Below are 20,600 nucleotides of genomic sequence, written 5' to 3'. Positions count from 1 at the left end.
TGGGATTCCTGGATATATAAAACATTCCGAGGTAGGAATCCCACTGCAAAGGCGAACGCTAGCGCTTCTTCAGATTCAAATGGACCGCTCCGCTGCTGACCACCGTGTCCATAAAGTCACCCCATTTAAAAAAAGGGAATGCTGGGTATGAAGTGCCCTCGCTGCGTGGATACGCGAGCAAATGCATGCAGGGCGCTGACCTCGTCGAACAGCTTGTGAGCTTGGTACGGTTATGGCAAGCTCACAAAACAACATGGAACTACTACCGCTAGCTGACCAAGATGCCTTAACTATGGCTAGACTGTCGCCTGTCCAGATTGTTATCCACCGGACTCTGTCACCCTGACAGAGAACTGTACAGAGCATTAATTACGCCGGGATGCATGCCCGGCATAGAAGTTCTAGGCGATAGGGCGAAGCTATCACCAGGCGGCTTTTACCTTCCCCACCCAATAGGCCGGGGGAAATTCTTTTTGGCGGCGGTGGGTAGCGGAGGGTAAGGATTTGAATCTGGAGAAGCGGCAGCGTTCGCCTTTGACGAGGGATTCCGCCCTTTTACAGGGCCTATTCAATCTAGGGAATCCCTCGTCAACAGCGATCGGAAGATCAAATCCGTCCCGCAGCGGACTTCCATCCACAAAAGTCGCTCCAGGATCAAATCCGTCCCGAAGCGGCCTCCCCCCTCCAACTTGAATGTTCCCGTTGCCTCTCCTCCGTCATCTGCATATTAAAATGATCTGCCCCTTTGAGCTGGGCAGCTGCCATATCTGCCACTAGAGTTACACTCGATTCCATCGGCACAAAGCGGTATTTGTAAGCTGTAAGCCGATGATCGGTTTCGTGAAATAAAATATCCTGAGCGTAATTCCCCCATCGGTCCTTGGGCATCAAATCAATGGTCATGCCGGCATGCGCAGAGGGCAGCAGCATATTAGAGCCGTGGATGCCGATCACTAATCGGCTGGCTGCATATACCTTGCAGACCCGCAGCTCACTTTCCCGGTCGAAGCGTGTGACACGCTCATCAGAAATCCATGCCGGGAAGCTCCCGGTACGCCCAAGTCCAGCGACTGTAAAGCGATGATCCGGGAAGCTTTCTCTCAGCCTGCGGAACAACCGTATGATTTTACTGCGCTGATGATAAATTAGCGGTTTTAGCCCACGTTTGAGCTGCGGAAATTTCTGTACCGCTCTTGCGATATGATGGCTGCCGCTCCACAAGCGGTCTTCCCTCCATACGAAGGTAATGCGCGGCTCCGGTTCACGATCCTCGTTATAACGGGAGACACCTGTAAACTGCTCAATATCAAACTGATTGGGATGTGAATACGCCGGGCTGACATACACCTCATCAAAACGCATCAGTTCCTCAATCATCCGATGATGTAGTACAGGATAAAAGTTTCGTGCCCTGCTGAACGGCACATCAACCGTCCAAATTTCAGACACATATGCTGGCACCATCCACTCCAGCGACTTTTGCACAATGACGATGATGCCCAGGTCCGGCGATTGCTCGTATTCGCGTTGCACATTGAGCAGCTTGAGCAAAGCATGACCATACAAATAATCCATTGTGTTGACGATGATTACACGTGTAGAAGCTTTCATTTTATGCACGGTCATGCCGACTGCTAAGTCATAGGAAGGATTCATCAACGATTGCCGCAAAGGTTCTCCGAGCCACTTTCTCGACTTCGCATCACCGGTCAGAATATAGTCAGGCATTTCTACACGATAAGGTGAATACGTGGCATGACCGACCCTCATGTCCTCAAGATACTCGCGTCCGCACCCCTCACACACAGTGCTGACACATACATGGATTCCCTGCCACAGCACCTCTCCACCACGTACCTTACCTCCACAATGCGGGCACTGGTCCTCATGCCGAACAAACGGTTTAATGGGTATCATGATTGTTCTCTCCAACTTTCGGTACTGTAATATGAACACGCCAGAAGGTCAGGATGGACTTCATCATCCAACCCAAATTAGATTTAACTTCCTTAAACAGCAAATCTAATAGAAATACAGATATCGTAAAGGACAAAATCGTCGCCACTAACGACCCTCGGACACCAAGCAACGGGATTAGCGCGTAATTGAAAGCGATATTCGTGACCGCCCCCACCACCGAGGTCAGCAGCGTGTATCTAAACAAATTTTCATTGGTAATAAACAAGCTTTTAGCAACACTGAAGTTGGTGAAAAACAGACGAATCGCGAATAGAGACAACAGCGAACCTGCTTCGGTAAATTCTCTCCCATACAGCACAACCACTACCCATTGGGATAGAAAAAATAAAGGTACCGAGGTTACAAGAAAGCATATAAACATCAGCCGATACACCTTGGACAATGTCTGTCTGTATTCGTCGCTTCCTTTCTGCTTGGAACGCGTCACCACCGGAGCATAAGCCGTTGTCAGAACGACCGGAATGAAGCCCAACACTTCGATGAGTCGGAGTGCAACGGAGTATTGCCCAACCGCAGCGTTTCCCAGCAGTTCACCGATAATGACTTGATCAATCCGTGCCTGTACATATACAGCGGAGGATGACAATATGAGCGGCCAGCTGTGATTCATGATTCGCCGAGCTGTGGCTAAACGGAACGTCCATTGGTTCACGCGTCGTCCTTCCTTACGGAAGAAATACAGCAGCAGTAGGCTTCCCAACAGAAACTCTCCATGAGCACACAACGCCACCATCCATATCGGAACACCCGATAACAACAAAATGATTTTGACAGTGGAGCCGAGAACAAAAGCGGTATTCTTGGCAACGACCGTGTATTTGGACAGCATCTGCGCACGAAACCAGTAGTCGATGATATCAAACAATTGAAATACCGAGGCCGTAGCCAAGATCAGATTGATCAACCGCACCGAACTGTCTTCCGGTCTGAGTAGTGAAATGAAGGAATAGGACAGTACAATGGCTATCAGAGTACCTAACAATTTCAACAGAACCGCCGTACCCAATAGCTCATGCTCATCCTTGGGGTCTTTGACAAGATCGCGTACTAATATAGAATCAAAGCCAAGGGTCGTAAAAATCAGAAACATCCCGAAAAAGGATTCCGCATAATTCCACTTTCCCAGTTCCTCTGGTCCCAACACTCTCGCCATGATGATGCTGACTGCCAGGCCGAACACCATGCGAATCATTTTGTCACCGAACAGCCAGGATGTATTCACCAGCAAACTTCTGCGCGGTTTGGCGCGTTTTTCGACTAATGTCATAGGTTTTACTCCATCTTGAAAAAATGACCTTGCGTACAGCGAAGAGACCCCCCGCCCAGGCGGATGGCCTCTCCATCTCTTACACGACGACAGAAGCTTCAACTGCAGCCTGCCTTTTTACCCGCTCCAAGTCTGTATCCACCATCATACGAATGAGCTGCTCGAAGCCTACTTCCAATCGCCAGCCCAGCTTTTCTTTTGCCTTGGCACAATCGCCGAGTAATAGATCTACCTCTGCCGGACGGACAAATTGAGGATCGATCACGACGTAATCCTCATAATTTAAACCTACATGGGAAAAGGCAATTTGCAGCAGTTCACGCACAGAATGCATTTCTCCCGTGGAAATGACGTAATCATCCGGTTGATCCTGCTGAAGCATCAGCCACATCGCCTTTACATAATCCCCTGCAAAACCCCAGTCTCGCAGTGAATCCAAATTTCCCATGCGCAGCTCTTGCTGCAACCCCAGCTTGATACGAGCTACCGCATCCGACACTTTACGCGTTACAAATTCCAATCCTCGACGTGGGGATTCGTGATTGAACAGAATGCCAGAGCAAGCAAACATATCAAAGCTTTCACGATAGTTCACTGTAATCCAATGGCCGTACACTTTGGCAACACCGTAGGGACTACGTGGGTAGAACGGGGTCGTTTCTGTCTGCGGTGTCTCCAGCACCTTACCAAACATCTCGCTGCTTGACGCCTGGTAAAAGCGCGCTTCCGGTTTGGCAATTCGAACCGCCTCCAGCATATTGGTGACAGATAATGCTGTAATCTGCCCTGTAGCCAACGGCTGCGGCCATGAGGCCGCTACGAAGGATTGAGCAGCCAAGTTGTAGACCTCATCCGGGTCGGACTGCCGGACGGCTTCAATCAATGAAGCCAGATCGGTCATATCACCGGAAAGCCAGTGGATGTCATTCTGGATATGCGCTACATTTTCAAAGTTCGGTGTGCTGGTTCGTCTGCGCATCCCGTACACCTCATAATCTTTGGATAGCAGCAATTCAGCCAGATAGGACCCGTCTTGCCCGGTAATTCCTGTGATCAGCGCTTTTTTCATTCCAATTCCCCCACCGTTTTTTTATTGTTCAACCAGATCCAGACCTTGAAATGCCTGATACACAGACTTTAATCCCTCTTCTAGTGAAATACGCGCCGACCAGCCCAGCCCGGAAATTCGGGATACATCTACCAACTTACGCGGCGTTCCATCAGGAGCGGAGGTGTTAAAGGTAATTTCTCCCTCATAGCCGACTACATTCTTCACTCGCTCAGCCAGCTCACGAATGGAGATATCCTCACCTACGCCGATATTTACAATTTCATTTCCCTCATAATTGTTCATTAGGAATAGACAGGCCTCAGCCAAATCATCAGAATGAAGAAATTCTCGCCGCGGCGTACCAGAACCCCATACTTCTACAGTCGGAGATTGATTCAGCTTGGCTTCATGAAACTTGCGGATGAGCGCAGGCAACACATGAGAAGTCTGGAGATCAAAATTGTCGCCCGGACCGTATAAATTCGTCGGCATCACAGAAATAAACCGGGTTCCATACTGACGGTTGTAAGACTGACACATTTTAATCCCGGCAATTTTAGCAATCGCATAGGCCTCATTAGTAGGCTCCAGTTCACCCGTGAGCAGATATTCTTCCCGTAACGGCTGCGGAGCAAATTTAGGATAGATACAGGTAGAACCTAGGAATAATAGCTTACTTACATTTGCCCGGTATGCCGCATCAATCACATTTGTTTGTATAAGCAGATTGTCACGGATAAAATCAGCCGGATATTCGTTATTCGCCAAAATCCCACCAACCTTGGCCGCTGCCAAAAATACATAATCCACAGGCTCTGTTTCAAAAAAATGATCTATTGCCTCTTTATTACGTAGATCCAGCTCACGGCTTGTGCGAGTAATAATATGACGGTAACCCGCTTCCTGAAGCGCTCGGACAATAGCGGAACCCACCAGTCCGTGATGCCCTGCTACATATATGTTGGAATGAAGATCCATACTTATCCCCTACCTTCTTCGTGAAAATGAAAGACTTTAATACGCATCCTTGGAGCCTAGCAGCACACGAAATGTTTTCAGCATAATAATCATATCTGTGCGGAAACTGCGTCTGGATATGTACTCCAAATCCAGTTCTACCATCTGGTTAAAGCTTAGATGATTACGACCGCTGATCTGCCATAGACCAGTGCAGCCTGGTGTAACCGTCAGACGCAGCTTATCCCTCACTGTGTAATCATGGACCTCTCTTGGCAACGGGGGTCTGGGTCCTACCAGACTCATCTGCCCACGCAGTACATTGAACAGTTGTGGCAACTCGTCGATGCTCGTTCTGCGAAGAAAGCGACCCACACGGGTAATTCGGGGATCGTCCCGCATTTTGAACATCGCACCCTCAATTTCATTTTCCACCAGCAGTGCAGATAATCTGGCTTCGGCATCAGACACCATGGAACGAAATTTGATCATGCGAAACGGGCGCTCATTTTTTCCAATACGTACTTGATAAAATATTGCACTTCCTTTGGGGTCCTCCAGCTTAATCAGCAAAATGACAAGCAGAAATACCGGGCATAGCACGATGATTCCAATGAAAGACAATATAATGTCCATGCTTCGCTTCACGAACGGGTATACGTTCCATCCTTGCCGCCGTTCAAGCCCATGAGCGACCGAATAAACATCCACTGACGCACCCCGCACTTCGACCTCATTCGAGCGGGAAGAAGACACGTCTCATCACCTCGCTCCTTATTAATAAGTATTATTTATACACTGTTAAAAGAATTTTATATACTCTCATTTTCCTCCTTTTTATTCATGTCAGATTGCGTTCCTCCATCCCCCGCTCGACACGGGTATTCGAACGCTTCACATTATTAAGTACTACGCCCAGAATGCGCGCCTTTACTCTTTCCAAATTCGCTTTTGCTTTCTTGACGACATCCTTTTTGACCTTCCCTGCCTGCACCACCAGAATGACTCCGTCACACATGGCGCTTATAATGAAGCCATCCGGAAAGGACAGCAACGGCGGTGTATCCATTAGGATCACGTCATAATGTTCTTTCAGCTCAACCAGCAGAGCATTCATTCTGCGGGAACTGAGCATCTCGGACGGATTGGGCGGGTTCGGTCCGGCTGTAATTGCATGCAGATGGTCAATCCCGGTTTCTTGAACCACATCCTGCCATGCCTGTTGATTGGCAAGCACCCGTGTCAGCCCTGTATGATTACGCAAACCAAACATATGGTGCAAGGAGGAACGGCGCAGATCCATATCCATAATCAGCACCTTTTTCCCCTCTTGCGCATAGGTTACAGCCAAATTGCTAATTGTGACCGTTCTGCCTTCACCCGCCTGAGCGGACGCCACCATCATAACCTCAATCGGCTCGTCTATAGAAGAAAACTGGATGTTAGTGCGAAGCATGCGGTACTCCTCCGAAACGGAAGACTGAGCATGTAGGGATGTAACGAGCTGATTATTGATTAATCGCGGCATATTGCCCTTCACCTACCTGTTTAGGAGTTGTAGTGGAGCTGTCAGAGCGTTTATCTTCTTTTTTCATTTTCGTAATCAGGGCTAGGGTAGGCAGACCGAGTTCTATTTCAATATCCTCTTCATTCTTAAATGTATCATCCAGTACCTCCAGCAGAAACGCCAAGCCTATTCCCAACAATAAAGAGGTGGCAAAAGCAATAAATATCTGTATAGTGGCATTACTGTTCACGGGAACTGCTGGATCATTCAGACTGGCTTCGCTTAGGATGGTGACATTGTCCATTTTCATGATAGAGGGGATTTGCCGTTTGAATACTTTGGCTACCGCATTGACGGTTTTCACAGCCTTCGTATACGATAAATCGCGGATTGTTACATCCATGACCTGTGAATCACCTGCGGTGTTCACTCTTAATTTTTGCGCCAATGCTGACGGAGTGACCTTAAGATCGGGGAAGCTGGCGACCACCTGATCCATAATCGCCGAGGAGATCATAATTTGCTTATAGGAGTTCGTTAAGGCTATATTCGTTTGAACTACACTGTAATCGACGACACCTGCACGATCCGGTCGTGGCGTCTGGTTGATAATGAGCTTTGCGGTAGCTTCATAAATCTGCGGGCTAAAATACATATTTTTTATGCCCACTACAGTACATACTAGCAGTACGATGCTACCAATCAACCACATTCTTTTACGGATCAAACGGATGTACTCTTTCAACTGCACAAGACCAGTCCTCCCTGATTGACTTGTTTTCGATGCAATAACGCTTGTACTGATCCTCTGCATAACGGGGAAAAGAACGGTGCATGACCCTCTAATCTATAGTAAAATGTTGTATAATAGCGCATAGAAGGTCTAGCCAGCGAATAAGCACAAAATGCTCATCATCGGTGGCCTCTTAGGGTATATAAACGAAGACATCAGTGAAAACTATTAAATAAAGATACGTTATGTAACTTACATAACTAATTTATGATACAAAACGTATCTTGTCAAGCGTAAACTTGCTTTTTTACCTTTCTTAACCTTGCCTTCAGGAGGAAAAACGGATGAATTATGGCACCCGCATCGCTGAATTACGAGAACATAAGGGATTAAAACAAGAGGAACTAGCACAATCCCTCGGAATTACGCGGGCAGCTCTTTCTCACTATGAAAAAAATAGGCGCAAGCCAGATTTCGAGATCCTGACCAAGCTCGCTGATATTTTCGGGGTAACGATTGACTACTTGGTGGGACGTACGAGCCATCCGGCGGCAATATTGGATTCAGATGTGAGGGAATTTGTGGACCAGCTTGAACTGTCCGATGAGGATATTCTGCAACGTTTCAACCTGACCATTGATGGACGCACCTTGTCTGAGGAAGAAGCCAAACGTTTTATTGCATTTGTCCGAATGGAACGAATGATGGAATAAAGAAAGCGGCCGACTGCTTCACGTCTCGCTCAAGTAAGACCAGCCGTTGGAATTTACACGCGCTTGTCCTTCCGGTATGTGGTTCCATCCGCGTCGCTTTCTAGCCATTCTGGCATCGTGAACCCACATTGGAGCAAAATGTCCCGGATGTCCAAGTGGATGGCAGCTTTGTCTGCTTTCTGTACGTTGTTTTGAAAAAGAGGGTTGTTCCCCCCTAATTCTGTCTCCTTGTTCATTCAGCACTAACCTCACTTTATTATTCTTGGTCACCGGAAAGAAATTTCCCACAAACCTTGTATGTATAGTCACGAACAAAACTATTATATATGAATACACACCTGCAATGTTGTCGTCTTATGACGAGAATAAAAAAGGATTTTCTTATTTTTTTCTTCATTATACGTAAAGTATTGGCAAATCAGAACGATTTTCCAACAAAAAAGAACCTGTCAGGTCCTATTTTCTCCTGATAGGTTCTTTTTTGTTTTATTTCGAAATGATGTTAGGTATTCGAACTCTAAGGTCCTATATGCATTCCGATCTGATTAAGCGGCCTCGGCTGCCTGGGAAACCTGAGTACCTCCGGTCGCTCGGACTTTGTAGACATAGTGGCCTCCGGCTTTTACCGTGCGGTCTGTATACGTGCTTCCCGCTACTTGCGAGGCAATCACCTGATAGGCCCCGTCGGTTCCGTCAGCACGCAGCACATCATAGGAAGATACGCCTTCTGCCTGAAGCCAATTAATCTCTACCGCCCCATCCTGAACAGAGGCAGCCTTCACCCCTGTTGGAGCTGAAGCTGCGGTCTGATCTGTACTTTTTAATTCCAAAATATATTGTACCGCTTCGCCAGGACCCAGCTTTTCTTCAAAATCAAGGGCAGGAGAAGCCTTGAGCCCTGATATGGAACGCTGTGCCTGACTGTAAGTGGAACCCGCTCCAAAACGTTCACCCGTGTACAAACCGGCATTCGGCATTGTCACCCGTACACGAACGGTCTGCGTGGTGGATTCGAAATTCACTAGATTCACCAGCAATTTGTTTGAAGTAGCGCCGCTACCTGCCAGCGGTTTAAGCTTGGACGTATCCACCGCACGCACATACACCATTTTATCCTTGGTATCCTCTGGATTCAGCACTGTATAAGTCAGAGGTTTTCCATGGGTGGCATAGGCTAGACTCAAGCGTCTCATGATCTTAACACGAGTGTCCTGTCCCTGCCCGAACGGATAAATTTCTGTGTTGGCCGGGTTATGACTTTGCAGATCGAAGCCTGTTTTAAACAGCGTATAATCTTTATAAAAAGCAGCGTGCTGGATAAACATATCGGCAAACCCAATTTGTGAACGCATAATCCGGTCGAATGCGGCTGCTTGTGGCTGACTAGCCCCATAATCTGGATTATCTCGATGCGTATCATTGGTACCGAACTCCGTGTTCAGCATCTTCTTCGCCAGTCCGTCGCTCGAACCGCCGAAGGTTTTCAAATTTTGAATGAAGCTGCCCCCGCCCTCTTCATTATACGATTCACCGTAGGCGTGTCCGTTGGTCAGGTCAGTGACTTCCTCCAGCTGTTTACGCTGCGCCGGGTCTCGCTCCCATCCATCCGGATCACCGCATTTTTTCGTACCTCCGGTTTGATTTTTGCACGCCTTGGTAGAGTACGTCGGCCAGTAGGCCCAACCCGGCGCTACCGTTTTGAGATGCGGTGCCAATTGCTTCCCTTCCGTATTCAACCACTTAGCTACAGCCAGATTTACCGCCTTGGAGCGATTAAATAATCCAGGTTCGTTATCTACTTCATAATATTGAAGATAAGAACCGTATTTTTTTACATAATCGCGCAACTTTTGCTTGGCCGTTTCTGGCAGAGAACCATCTTTTTGCAGCTTGATATCACCTGTATATAAATACAAAGCAGACGATTGCATATTATACTGCTTTAACGTTTGATAGTAATCATCCACGTCTGTACATGCCTTGCCCACATTGCTGGCACAGGTGACCCTCATGACATTGCCACTATAAGCAATTCCCAGCCATTTGAGAACGTATGGTAAATGCTTAACTGCACCCTGATCATAATAAAATTCTTTATTGTTCACATTTGTTCCGGTCAGTATATATTTACCGTGTACCGGTTCGGTCGCAGGTGAAGCTAACGTCTCCAAGCTCAAGTCATCCCAAGTCCACCACACATTTTTATCTTCTGCAGAGGAGCAGTATAGGCAGCGCGCTGTCTTTAGCTTGAGTACGTTAACACCGCTTTGCAATTGCTCTTTGGGTATATACAGCTCGTAGTTGTTTTTGAAATTATAAGCACTCCCAGTACCGGATACTCCGGCAATCTGAATAATACCGGACAGCTGTTGATTTGAAAATACAGCCATTTGTGGGACTGCTTTGCCCGCATCTAAAATCCGAACACGGAATATCATACCATTGGGAGGAATCTGATTCAGCTTATACTGGAGTGTCAGTTCAGGGTTCGTGGACGCATTCAAACCGGGAGGAATATCTCCACTGCTGAGCAATACCGGAACTGTTGTACTCTCTTCTGCTACCGACAACGCTGACATTGCTCCTTTAGCAGATGATTCGGTAGAGGCAGCTGCTGTAGAAATGTCGATATTATCCCTGCCGACCACACCTTTGAATTCCGCTGAAGAGTCATCCCTCTGCCCCAGCTTCCATACTGGACTGGCAGCTGCTACTTTATCCGTCTGCAATTCTGCGCTTCTTGAAGGCGTGTATATAAACCAAGCGATCATCGCTATAGCTACGATCGCTAGTAGTCCAGATAAAACTACTGTATACCTATGGGATAACCATTTTTTTATCATATGATCGACCCTCTCTCCTCAAATTTTTGGACCGGGAAAGAGTATTAATCAAGGAAGAAACAAAGCGTTTCCGGGAATCACCGCTTTCGCTTCATGCTGACTTTCCCACATTAGACGTGCCATCGCGTCGCCTTTTTCATCATAGTATTCTACTTTTAAATCTACCATTTTGCCTGCTTCCAAAGTCATACTGCCTTTACGCTCTGTCCAGCTTTGTTTGAACCAGCTGTCAATCACCAACTTGCCGTCTACCCATACACGGATACCATCATCGGATATCGTGGTGAACGTATAGGTCTCGCTATATTGCGGTTTGATTTTACCCGTCCAGCGAACCGAGAACTGATCGGCATTCACCTTAGGGTCAGCTGCATTGGCACGCCAGTTGTAGTCCAGCTTGCTATCTGTACGGATCAAAACAGGACTTCCATTCAAATTCATATTGTTAAAATATTCGCCACGCAACCCGTTCACATATACCACATCAGGAACAGAAGGAGGAGTCGGAGCTGGGGGAACGATCACTACTGGCGGAGCCGGGATAGGCTCACTTTGTCCCTCGTCCGGTAAGGTCGGTATATCTGTCCCAGGTGGTTGAATCGTTTCCAATCCATTCTTCACATCATCCCGCGTCAAACTCCTCGAATCATTCATATAATCCTGAATTTGATTTGTTGTGTTATTCTCAGTCAGCATCTTGCCCCAAGTCATGGAATATACCCATTTAGGTTGAGCCTGCAACACCTCAGAACTAGGCATCTCACCGTGCTCCCCAATGGCAATCGGCTTATTCCGTGCCAGCCCAAGCAGACCTTCGTAATGACTTTGCTTAAAATCATTGTTGTAAATATCTACTGCCAAGATGTCCACTCTGTCATCCCCCGGGTATTTCGGGGTGTACGGGACAGTATACGAATTGGGCGCATTCGGACTCCATACCCACAGCAGATTGTTCAATTGATGTGTGTTGGTAAAACGGTCGTACATGATATTCCATAGCTGATTGAAATTATTTTTGTTTCCCCACCAGAACCAGTCGCCATTCATCTCGTGGTAAGGTCTCCACAAAACCGGAACCCCTGCATCACGAAGCTGCTTTAACGATACAGCGACCTTATCCAGATCGGCAATGAGGAGGTTATACTGCGTAGTACCTGGGGTCACGTATTTGTTGAACTCTGTCTGACTTACTTTCGCCTGTACATTGGCCCAAGTCAGTGGCCTACCTGGTAGCGCTTCATGAAAAGTCATCGTCACAATACCACCGGATCTGTCCCAACGGATAGCACTATCGACGACATTTTTACGTTGCGCTGCTTCTGTAGCGTCAGATTGACCAGAGATAGCTCCCATCTCATAGCCGTGTACACCTACATATGCCTGACTGATTTTTTGGACCTTGTTACTTAATTCATCCGGACTTTCCAAATAATCATGCTGACCGGTGACTATTTTTTTCCCTGAGATGTTGAGTAAATAATTGTATAGTTCACGGGCCTGAATAGAAGCGTCCGAATTAACAGGTTGTAATGAAGCGGCATTCGCCACAGACAGAGAATCACCAAAACCGACGGGCAACAATGAAAAAAGTATAACAACGGGGAGTACATGACGTATCAGTCGATACAGAGGAATAAAATTGAATCTCACTTTCGCTCTTCCTTTCGGTAGCCAGGCTGCCATCCTTGTGGAAGGCCCTTTAGCTTTGCGTACCTGCCTTTCGACAGGGCTGCGTTTATCGTTGGAAGGAGTTTGGATTCCTTCTTACCCTAAGTATCGACTTTATTTTACCAAAATTTAATAGGTCATGTTCATGAATTTACAGGTTTTCGCCCAAATTCGACAGTTTGGGCCATGAATTTTCATGAATTTGTCTTTTTTTCGTTTTCACGAAAATAATTATGAGATAAATTGGTGACGGGAAATTTCATTCCAATCCATACAAAAGCGGACAATATCCTCTTCAACCAATTCAGAGCCAGTCTGCACCTCAATAAAATCCACATCGGTCACAGCCAAAATGCTATGCTTCGTCCCTTCAGGAATGCGGACTACATCACCAGCCTTTACTTTGTGTAGCTTCTCATTCAAAATAATTTCCGCTTCACCGCTAATAATGGTCCAGATTTCACTCCGTTTGAAATGAAGCTGGTAGCTGATATTTTTGCCTTTTCGTACGCGGATTCGTTTGGTCAATACCTCGTTACCCTCGTCATATTTGACATAATCCACAACCCGATACTGCCCCCAACGACGTTCTTCATACATTGGACGCTGATCATGAGCCTTGAGCACTTCTTTAATACGAGGACTTTCTGCCTTATTGGTCACAAGAATGCCATCCGGGCTAGCGGCTACAATCAGATCATTCGTTCCAATGATCGCCACAGGAATGTCCAACTCGTTAATAAGACTCGTATTGACGCAATCCTCCGTTACTACACCTCTGCCCACTTGTTGATTAGACATTTCTTCTGTGAGCGTATTCCAAGTACCTAAATCCTTCCAAAAACCATCATACGGAAGAACTACAATGTCCTTTTCCTTCTCGACTACTTCATAGTCAAAACTGATTTTTTCCAGAGATGCGTATTGCTTTTGCATTTCTTCATAATTCAGCGGCAATCCCTTGGATGCCAAGATATCCAGCAAATAACTTAATTTGAACGCAAAAACCCCGCAGTTCCATAGAGCATTGCGTTCAATCAGACGCTCCGCCTGCTCCCGGTCGGGTTTCTCTTGAAAATGGCTCACTTCGCGGTAGCCAGTGCTACCTTGGGTGGCATCGTTTTTCGGAATAATGTAACCATATTTCTCTGAAGGATAGGAAGGGACAACCCCGATTAATGCAAGCTTGCCTTCACTCTCCTGAAGCGTATGTTCCAGTTGGGCTACGGAGGCGAAGAAAGCATCCTCAACATAAGGATCTACAGGCAATATAGCTACAATTTCATCAGGTGAAACACCCGCAATGGAATATAAATAAGTCGCTGTCAGCGCAATCGCAGGAAAGGTGTCTCTGCGTTCTGGCTCAACAATGATACGCGTATTCGGCCCAACCTGACTCTGGATCATTTCGACCTGTGCTCTCCCTGTCGCAATAAACGAGGATTCTGATAATCCGTTGTCTCCCAATTGTCTCCATACCCGCTGTACCATGGATTCCGAAGTCCCCTCCGGGCTCTCCAGTACCTTCAAAAATTGTTTGGAACGGGAATCGTTGGACAAAGGCCATAATCTTTTACCGGAACCACCAGACAAAAGTACGAGCTTCATAACTCTCCACTTCCTCTCTATAATGTATGGGTGATCGGATGGGGCAGGGTTGAGTAGTCCGCTACGGGCTGGATTTGATCTTACGATCGCTGTTGGACCGGGATTCATTCGATTATATAAAATCGTATATAGGTTTGAATCCCGGTACAAAGGCGAACGCTATCGCTTCTCCAGATTCAAATCCACCCCTGCGCTACTCAAAAATGCATCATGCCGATCATATCGTTTATTGCAAAAGGCGCGACCGGACATTATTAAGTCCGGTCAGCCTGTAAAAATCTCACGCCTTCGGCAACAGCAATGGCGTCTTTGCGTCGCAGGAGCAGCATAGCGTATCCGCATGGTAGTGCTTGCTCCACAGGGGCGGCGCAGCGGCGCTTGACCGGAAGGAGCGGCATCAACCGCGCCGCTCCTTCCGATACGCCCTTCCTACTCCCATCCCATAAGGTGGGAGTTTAAAACTGTGACTCCACGGCGGAAAGCAACGGAGCGGGCAGAATTGTTCTGAAGAAGCGTCAGCGTTTGCCTTTACCCCCGGATTTTAACCTTTGAATGTTTTACACAATCAAGAAAATCCGGGGGTAACAGCAATCGGAAGAACAATCTGCACGCGCAGCGCCTCCCCCACCACCACAGTCACTTTTTAAACTTCCACTTTATCTCTGTTCCACCCACTCATCCGCGGACGACCCACGGAATAGTATTCCAGCCCGGAGCCTTGAATCTGTTCCTCGGCGAATACGTTACGACCGTCAATTAGAACCGGTTTGCGCAGAAGGGAGGCCAGTTGTACGAGATCGACCTTTTTGAACTCTTCCCAATCGGTCAACAGGCACACAGCGTCGCTACCTTCGGCGGCTTGCTGTGGGGATGAGCACCACACAATATTCGGGTGATCCACGTGCTCCTTGAATTTATCCATCGCAATGGGATCATACAGCTTGACAATTGCGCCTGCCTGAATGAGCGTTTCTACGATTTCCAGTGCTGGAGCTTCGCGGATGTCATCTGTATTTGGCTTGAAGGCGAGGCCCCAAATGCCAATCGACACACCGTTCAGTTGACCCAGCGATTCACGCAGCTTGGATACGATCATAAATCGCTGGTCGGTATTCACCTCGACCACCGATTTCAACAACTTAAATTCATAGTCTACATTACCCGCAATTTGGATAAGCGCATTTGTGTCTTTTGGAAAGCAAGAGCCACCATACCCGATCCCTGCTTGTAGGAAAGAGGAGCCGATCCGTTTGTCCATACCCATACCATCAGCCACACAGGTTACATCGGCGCCAACCTTTTCGCAAATATTAGCAATTTCGTTAATGAACGAAATTTTAGTTGCCAGGAACGCATTGGACGCGTATTTGATCATTTCAGCACTACGGATATCCGTCACATAGATTTTATCCGTGAACACCTGATGCAGAGTGACCATTGTTTCACGCAATCCAGTATTGTCCAAACCAATAATGATGCGATCCGGATGAAGCGTATCATTGATAGCTGAGCCTTCTCTCAGAAACTCCGGCGCAGATACGATATCGAAAGACAAACTCGTGTGACGAGCCAATACGTCCTTAATCTTTTCGTTCGTTCCGACAGGTACAGTACTCTTGGTCATAATAATCTTATACCCGTTCATGGCTTTCCCAACATCAGCAGCCGCCTGTTCAATGTAGGACAAGTTCGCCTCGCCGTTAGCCAGAGAAGGCGTACCTACCGCCAAAATGACGATATCCGACCGGCGTACCGCATCAGCCAAATCCGAAGTAAACTCCAATCGACCTGCTTCCAGATTCAGCGCAATCAATTCCTCAATACCCGGTTCATAAATCGGAGATTCTGCCCGGTTCAACATGTCGATTTTGTACTGCTCCAGATCGACACAAATCACCTCATTACCTTTTTGCGCAAAACATACACCCGAGACGAGCCCAACGTATCCAGTACCAATTACAGCCAGCTTCATTCCGTTCATCCTCCTTTTAGAAAGTTCACATAGGCTTGTTCTACATACTTTTTTAGTTGATCCTTGAAGTTATCTTCATCAAATTTGCGGGCATGGGTAATGATATCGTCCACATTCCATGCATGCTGCTCGACCTTTGCGACGGCCTCTAGCACATCCTCTACTTGATGCTTGCGGAAAAATACGCCGTTCACATGAGGAACAATCGTATCCAGCGCTCCTCCACCCTGAAAAGCGATAACAGGCCGTCCGGCCGCATTCGCCTCCAAAGGCGTAATACCGAAGTCCTCTTCGCCCGGAAAAACGAGCGCTCGGCATTCTGCCATCAGCTTGTTAACCTCTTCGTCCTCAAGCCTGCCGAGGAACTCAATGTTCGGGGCAGCCATACCTTCGAGTCGTTTACGATCTGGTCCTTCACCCACAATGCGCAGCTTGAGACCGTTACGTTTGAATGCTTCGATCGCGAGATCGATGCGCTTGTAGGACACCAATCGGGATACGATCAGGTAATAGTCACCGATGTTTGTAGCGCGTTTAAAACGGGATGTATTAATAGGTGGGAAAATGACATCCGAATCCCTTTGGTAATAGTGCAAAATTCTTCTTTTAACAACCGAAGAGTTGGCGACAAACTGGTCTACGTTGCGCGAAGTTTTGGCATCCCATGTTTTCAACCGGTTCATGTACAGCTTTAGCATGTTTTTGAGCAGGTTGGATTTGGACTGCCGGGCCATATATGTATCGTAATCCCAGGCAAACCGCATCGGTGTGTGACAATAACAAATGTGAAACGTATGTTTGGGTACCTGGATGCTTTTCATAAATGCACTGCTGGAGCTTAAAACAATATCGAAATCCCTAAAATCAAAATCACGGATAGCGATGGGATATAGCGGCAGCACTCCTTTGAAGTTGGCCTTCACTCCTGGGACTTTTTGTAGCCAAGTGGCTCTAATATCCGCATCTTTCAAGTTACGCGACAGGCGGTCGTCGCTGAACACCGTTGTGAAGATAGGAGCCTCCGGATACATATCGTGGAATACCTCTACTACCCTTTCCGCTCCGCCCATTTGGATTAAGTAATCGTGTGCTATCGCTATTTTCATCTAAATCATCCTTTAACGCGAATGTCGGTCAGACTCCTGCCAACAAACCCTTATAGTAATGAACTATATCCTTAACTGTGTTCTCGATGACAAAATGCTTCTTGACCCGTTCCATCCCTCTCTCACCCATCTGCTGACGTTCCTGTGGATGCTCCAACATCCAGCGGATGGCTTCTTCCAGCTTAGCCGGGTCACCCGGTTCAATAAGTAGCCCGGTTTCATGGGGTACCACCGTTTCCTTGGGTCCACCCTCATTGGAAGCAATCACTGGGAGACCAGCAGCCATGCCTTCAATAATGACCTGACCGAATGGTTCTGGTGTAATAGAGGTATGAATCAGTAAATCACAACGCTGCATCAGGCCTTGAATGTCATCGACGTGCCCCAGCAGATTGACATTAGCCAACCCGTATTCGCGCATCGTGGACTCTAATCGTTGCTTGTATTCCTCTTCTCCGAACAATGCATCTCCAGCCAGCCAGAATTTCACGCGCTGATCTGGTAAAAAGGAACGTGCCGCTTCCAGTAAAATATGTTGTCCCTTCCATTCCGCCAATCTGCCGACCAATACGACGTTAAACGAGTCATCACCACGTGAATGCGCAGCCGTGTCACGTGCTGTAATTGCTTTGGCAAAAGCGGAATAAACGACGAGCGTCTTTTTGTCCGGGGGTAACTCCAATGCACTCAGCGTGGACTTGGAATTGGCAATCACTCCGTTGGGCAAAAAGCGGGACATCAGCCGAATCCCTTTGGCTACAATCGGCTTCAGATACGGCGGACCGATGTGATCACGGATATGCCAGATCAAGGGCAGCTTCGCCGATTTGGCAGCTACTGTACCATACAGTGCAGACTTGAGCGAGTTCGTGTGAACGCACACGACCTTTTCCTCACGCAGCAAGGGCGCAAGTTTTCTACCGTATGCCAGCAAACGAAAAGCTGCTGCAGGCGCACCTAGATTCACGGCGTTCCGTCCCCGATTGCGAATCGAATCGTCCAATGGAACGATGCGCACATCAATATCACGCTGCCGAAGCCGATCTGCCAAATCGCCCTCCTCTGCCAAAATAACGAGCGGGTCGATATGTTCCCCGATATTCGTCAGTATGTTATACAAAGCGACTTCGCCGCCGCTCCATCTTGCCGTATGGTCAATATAAGCTACTCTCATCATTTCGCCGCCGCCTTTCTGTCAAGGACCTGTCGGAACACCTCTTCCACCTGCTCCGCTACATGTCCCCATGTATATCTGCTCAGGACATGGTCCCGGCATTCCCTTGCATTCGGTAGAAGTTCACGATGATCCAGCACACGCAGCAATCCTTCAGCAATGGCTTCACTGTCCGTTCCCTGGAACAATAGCTCGGGACGGAATCCTCTTAAAATTTCCTTGCTACCGCCCACAGGAGTGGCCAGCACTGGCAGTCCCGAAGCCATTGCCTCCACCGTGATCAGACCGAAACCTTCCAGCGCCTGTGTAGGTACGACGAACAAATTCGATGCTTGATGGTACAGTGGAAGCTCCTCATCCGACACATAACCGAGCAACCTTACATGGTTATGAAGATTGTATTCCGCTACCTTGGAAGCCAATTCCTCCATCAAGGGGCCCTTCCCTCCAATCAGCAGCAGATGATCAGGATGACGCTCGGTTACTCGTCGCCATGCTTCGAGTAGCTGTAGCAGTCCCATTCGATTAACAAGACGACGAACGGTTAGCACAATCGTCGCGTTTTGCGGCAAATTCAGGCGCTCTCGTACTGCTCCCCGATCCTCTGCTGGGTGGAACCTTTCTACATTCGCCGCTCCGGGAATAATGTGAATTTTGCTGAGTGGAACCTTATAGTGCTCATGCAAAATATCCCGAAAAGTCTCGCTTAGCACTATAAATTTATCCGACAGACCGTAGGCCTTCATTTCAATGGATTTAGCCAACGTCGTTTTTAGAAAATGCTTGATACCCTGTCCTTCAATCTTCATTTCCTCCGTCCACGGTCCGTGAAAGGTGGTAACTACCGGGATTCCTCTTTTTTTCGCCTCCAGCGCTGGCCCGACACTATAGGGAGCAAAATGGGAATACAATATATCCATCGGTTGCTTGTCGAACAACTCTGCTGCATATTTTTGCATTAGCTCCCGGCGCTTCCAGATGGATTGCTGCTTGCTGCCAATCGTATGAATCCGAATACGGTCGGGCGCTTGCGGCTGCTCGTCACTACAGATTAGAGCATCCAACGTATTGCGCTCTAACGTAAGCTGCTCACAGATCGATTGGAAATATGTGTTGAGGCCTCCTGGCTGCAAAGACGGCCAGCTCAACCCCGTTGCCGCAATACGAAATCCGTTATTGTACGACATAGCTGGTTTCTCCTTTCTGCTCGGTATGTCCGTCATCCACGATTTCTATCTTTTTTCGCCGCTTGGTTAGCTCATAATGCTTGAAGCAGACGAGAAACTCATACATCACCCAGAAAACGGCTACGGCAAAACCCGCCAATCCCTTGCGGTATAAGCCTTGGACAAAATACTTCTGCACAAAGCGGGCAGGAGGCCGCCACAACAGTCTGGTCATCCGAAAGGATCTTCCTTTGTTAAACGCCGTCTCTGCTTCCAGATCTGTATATTTATTAAAACGGGTCATATGATCACTGATGCTGCGGAAGCCGTAGTGCCATAACACACCCTCCAGATTGACAATCTGGGAAGAGGCTACATCCGGCATTTCATGAACAAGACTATTCGTAATGCCATAAATACGACGATTGTACAAACGAACCAGATATTCGCCTTTATTCATCCATTTGCCGAGAAAATCACCAATCCGAAATACGGAATATGCTTTGGCCGGATCGTGGAGCGTTTCTTTTACTTTCAACAAATCTCCAAGCAACTCTGCATCCACTACTTCGTCCGTATCAATCAGGAATATCCAATCAAATTCCGCTTTTTCAACACCAAACATGCGCTGCTTGGCATAACCGGGCCACGGGTTAGAAAACACCCGACAGCCCAAGGATTCAGCTACCTGAATCGTATTGTCCTTGCTCCCTCCGTCAATGACGACGATATCGTCCGCAAAGGGCTTGCAGGATTTAATGGCGGCTGTGATTCGAGTGCCATCATCCTGAGCGATAATAACTACGGATATCCGGTTGTCCGCGGGAACGCTAGACATGTGGTTCATTAGCGGGT

The 20,600-nt window shown here is 47.6% G+C and carries 18 protein-coding genes and 1 riboswitch; of the genes, 1 reads left to right on the top strand and 17 read right to left on the bottom strand.

Annotated features, from left to right (window positions below):
• Positions 1–654 precede the first annotated feature (654 nt).
• The 7 genes from G9G53_RS00855 to G9G53_RS00825 all read right to left on the bottom strand — a co-directional run bounded on the left by G9G53_RS00855 (position 655) and on the right by G9G53_RS00825 (position 7,513).
• Complete coding sequence (locus G9G53_RS00855; RefSeq protein ID WP_165144660.1) at positions 655–1,917, bottom strand: hypothetical protein; 1,263 nt, start codon at positions 1,915–1,917, stop codon at positions 655–657.
• Positions 1,904–3,247 carry a flippase gene (locus G9G53_RS00850; RefSeq protein WP_039269547.1) on the bottom strand — a complete coding sequence of 448 codons (1,344 nt, stop codon included), beginning with the start codon at positions 3,245–3,247 and terminating at the stop codon, positions 1,904–1,906. Before G9G53_RS00850 ends, G9G53_RS00855 begins: the two co-directional genes overlap by 14 nt.
• 79 nt (positions 3,248–3,326) lie before the next feature.
• On the bottom strand, positions 3,327–4,316 hold the full coding sequence (gene gmd, locus G9G53_RS00845; protein WP_029516209.1) for a GDP-mannose 4,6-dehydratase: 990 nt from the start codon (positions 4,314–4,316) through the stop codon (positions 3,327–3,329).
• Between the two features lie 21 nt (positions 4,317–4,337).
• A complete protein-coding gene (gene fcl / locus G9G53_RS00840) occupies positions 4,338–5,276 on the bottom strand; it encodes a GDP-L-fucose synthase (RefSeq protein WP_165144657.1) in 939 nt (312 codons plus the stop codon).
• 36 nt (positions 5,277–5,312) lie between these two features.
• Complete coding sequence (locus tag G9G53_RS00835) at positions 5,313–6,011, bottom strand: sugar transferase (protein WP_029516207.1); 699 nt, start codon at positions 6,009–6,011, stop codon at positions 5,313–5,315.
• Between the two features lie 85 nt (positions 6,012–6,096).
• Positions 6,097–6,783 carry a CpsD/CapB family tyrosine-protein kinase gene (locus tag G9G53_RS00830; protein WP_029516206.1) on the bottom strand — a complete coding sequence of 229 codons (687 nt, stop codon included), beginning with the start codon at positions 6,781–6,783 and terminating at the stop codon, positions 6,097–6,099.
• Positions 6,764–7,513 (bottom strand): YveK family protein, encoded by a 750-nt coding sequence (locus tag G9G53_RS00825; RefSeq protein WP_165144654.1) that lies wholly within the window; start codon positions 7,511–7,513, stop codon positions 6,764–6,766. The genes G9G53_RS00830 and G9G53_RS00825 overlap by 20 nt, the downstream gene beginning before the upstream one ends.
• A 326-nt stretch (positions 7,514–7,839) precedes the next feature.
• Here G9G53_RS00825 and G9G53_RS00820 point away from each other — a divergent pair, with 326 nt between their 5' ends.
• Positions 7,840–8,208, top strand: a complete 369-nt coding sequence (locus G9G53_RS00820) for a helix-turn-helix domain-containing protein (protein WP_025720479.1) — start codon at positions 7,840–7,842, stop codon at positions 8,206–8,208.
• Between the two features lie 53 nt (positions 8,209–8,261).
• On the opposite strand, the gene G9G53_RS00815 is transcribed toward G9G53_RS00820, so the two are convergent.
• From G9G53_RS00815 to G9G53_RS00770, 10 genes are all read right to left on the bottom strand, one after another.
• On the bottom strand, positions 8,262–8,444 hold the full coding sequence (locus tag G9G53_RS00815) for a hypothetical protein (RefSeq protein ID WP_029516204.1): 183 nt from the start codon (positions 8,442–8,444) through the stop codon (positions 8,262–8,264).
• 309 nt (positions 8,445–8,753) lie between these two features.
• A complete protein-coding gene (locus tag G9G53_RS00810; protein ID WP_029516203.1) occupies positions 8,754–11,051 on the bottom strand; it encodes a hypothetical protein in 2,298 nt (765 codons plus the stop codon).
• Between the two features lie 48 nt (positions 11,052–11,099).
• The gene (locus G9G53_RS00805) at positions 11,100–12,701 is read right to left on the bottom strand and encodes a glycosyl hydrolase (protein ID WP_029516202.1); all 1,602 of its coding nucleotides are present in this window, start codon (positions 12,699–12,701) and stop codon (positions 11,100–11,102) included.
• Positions 12,702–12,714: 13 nt separating this feature from the next.
• Positions 12,715–12,795, bottom strand: a riboswitch (cyclic di-GMP riboswitch).
• Positions 12,796–12,950: 155 nt separating this feature from the next.
• Positions 12,951–14,327 carry a sugar phosphate nucleotidyltransferase gene (locus tag G9G53_RS00800; RefSeq protein ID WP_029516201.1) on the bottom strand — a complete coding sequence of 459 codons (1,377 nt, stop codon included), beginning with the start codon at positions 14,325–14,327 and terminating at the stop codon, positions 12,951–12,953.
• A gap of 254 nt (positions 14,328–14,581) precedes the next feature.
• Positions 14,582–14,725, bottom strand: a complete 144-nt coding sequence (locus tag G9G53_RS00795; RefSeq protein WP_165144651.1) for a hypothetical protein — start codon at positions 14,723–14,725, stop codon at positions 14,582–14,584.
• Positions 14,726–14,970: 245 nt separating this feature from the next.
• Positions 14,971–16,299: a UDP-glucose dehydrogenase family protein gene (locus G9G53_RS00790; RefSeq protein WP_029516200.1), complete on the bottom strand. Its 1,329-nt coding sequence runs from the start codon at positions 16,297–16,299 to the stop codon at positions 14,971–14,973.
• A 5-nt stretch (positions 16,300–16,304) separates the two neighbouring features.
• Positions 16,305–17,405: a glycosyltransferase gene (locus G9G53_RS00785; RefSeq protein ID WP_029516199.1), complete on the bottom strand. Its 1,101-nt coding sequence runs from the start codon at positions 17,403–17,405 to the stop codon at positions 16,305–16,307.
• 28 nt (positions 17,406–17,433) lie between these two features.
• The gene (locus G9G53_RS00780) at positions 17,434–18,582 is read right to left on the bottom strand and encodes a glycosyltransferase family 4 protein (RefSeq protein WP_029516198.1); all 1,149 of its coding nucleotides are present in this window, start codon (positions 18,580–18,582) and stop codon (positions 17,434–17,436) included.
• Positions 18,579–19,766 carry a glycosyltransferase family 4 protein gene (locus G9G53_RS00775; RefSeq protein WP_029516197.1) on the bottom strand — a complete coding sequence of 396 codons (1,188 nt, stop codon included), beginning with the start codon at positions 19,764–19,766 and terminating at the stop codon, positions 18,579–18,581. Before G9G53_RS00775 ends, G9G53_RS00780 begins: the two co-directional genes overlap by 4 nt.
• Entirely contained in the window at positions 19,753–20,592 is an 840-nt protein-coding gene (locus G9G53_RS00770; protein ID WP_039269533.1) for a glycosyltransferase family 2 protein, read from the bottom strand. The genes G9G53_RS00775 and G9G53_RS00770 overlap by 14 nt, the downstream gene beginning before the upstream one ends.
• Between the last annotated feature and the right edge of the window lie 8 nt (positions 20,593–20,600).

Origin of the sequence: Paenibacillus sp. EKM206P, assembly GCF_011066155.1 — a bacterium.
In the GTDB taxonomy this organism is placed as follows: domain Bacteria; phylum Bacillota; class Bacilli; order Paenibacillales; family Paenibacillaceae; genus Paenibacillus; species Paenibacillus polymyxa_D.
This window is presented reverse-complemented; position numbering and strand designations above follow the sequence as displayed.

Coding starts and splice junctions, on each gene's coding strand:
- G9G53_RS00855 (WP_165144660.1), bottom strand. CDS start 1,917: ATGATACCCATTAAACCGTTTGTTCGGCATGAGGACCAGTGCCCGCAT.
- G9G53_RS00850 (WP_039269547.1), bottom strand. CDS start 3,247: ATGACATTAGTCGAAAAACGCGCCAAACCGCGCAGAAGTTTGCTGGTG.
- gmd (WP_029516209.1), bottom strand. CDS start 4,316: ATGAAAAAAGCGCTGATCACAGGAATTACCGGGCAAGACGGGTCCTAT.
- fcl (WP_165144657.1), bottom strand. CDS start 5,276: ATGGATCTTCATTCCAACATATATGTAGCAGGGCATCACGGACTGGTG.
- G9G53_RS00830 (WP_029516206.1), bottom strand. CDS start 6,783: ATGCCGCGATTAATCAATAATCAGCTCGTTACATCCCTACATGCTCAG.
- G9G53_RS00820 (WP_025720479.1), top strand. CDS start 7,840: ATGAATTATGGCACCCGCATCGCTGAATTACGAGAACATAAGGGATTA.
- G9G53_RS00815 (WP_029516204.1), bottom strand. CDS start 8,444: ATGAACAAGGAGACAGAATTAGGGGGGAACAACCCTCTTTTTCAAAAC.
- G9G53_RS00810 (WP_029516203.1), bottom strand. CDS start 11,051: ATGATAAAAAAATGGTTATCCCATAGGTATACAGTAGTTTTATCTGGA.
- G9G53_RS00800 (WP_029516201.1), bottom strand. CDS start 14,327: ATGAAGCTCGTACTTTTGTCTGGTGGTTCCGGTAAAAGATTATGGCCT.
- G9G53_RS00795 (WP_165144651.1), bottom strand. CDS start 14,725: ATGCCGCTCCTTCCGGTCAAGCGCCGCTGCGCCGCCCCTGTGGAGCAA.
- G9G53_RS00790 (WP_029516200.1), bottom strand. CDS start 16,299: ATGAAGCTGGCTGTAATTGGTACTGGATACGTTGGGCTCGTCTCGGGT.
- G9G53_RS00785 (WP_029516199.1), bottom strand. CDS start 17,405: ATGAAAATAGCGATAGCACACGATTACTTAATCCAAATGGGCGGAGCG.
- G9G53_RS00780 (WP_029516198.1), bottom strand. CDS start 18,582: ATGATGAGAGTAGCTTATATTGACCATACGGCAAGATGGAGCGGCGGC.
- G9G53_RS00775 (WP_029516197.1), bottom strand. CDS start 19,766: ATGTCGTACAATAACGGATTTCGTATTGCGGCAACGGGGTTGAGCTGG.
- G9G53_RS00770 (WP_039269533.1), bottom strand. CDS start 20,592: ATGAACCACATGTCTAGCGTTCCCGCGGACAACCGGATATCCGTAGTT.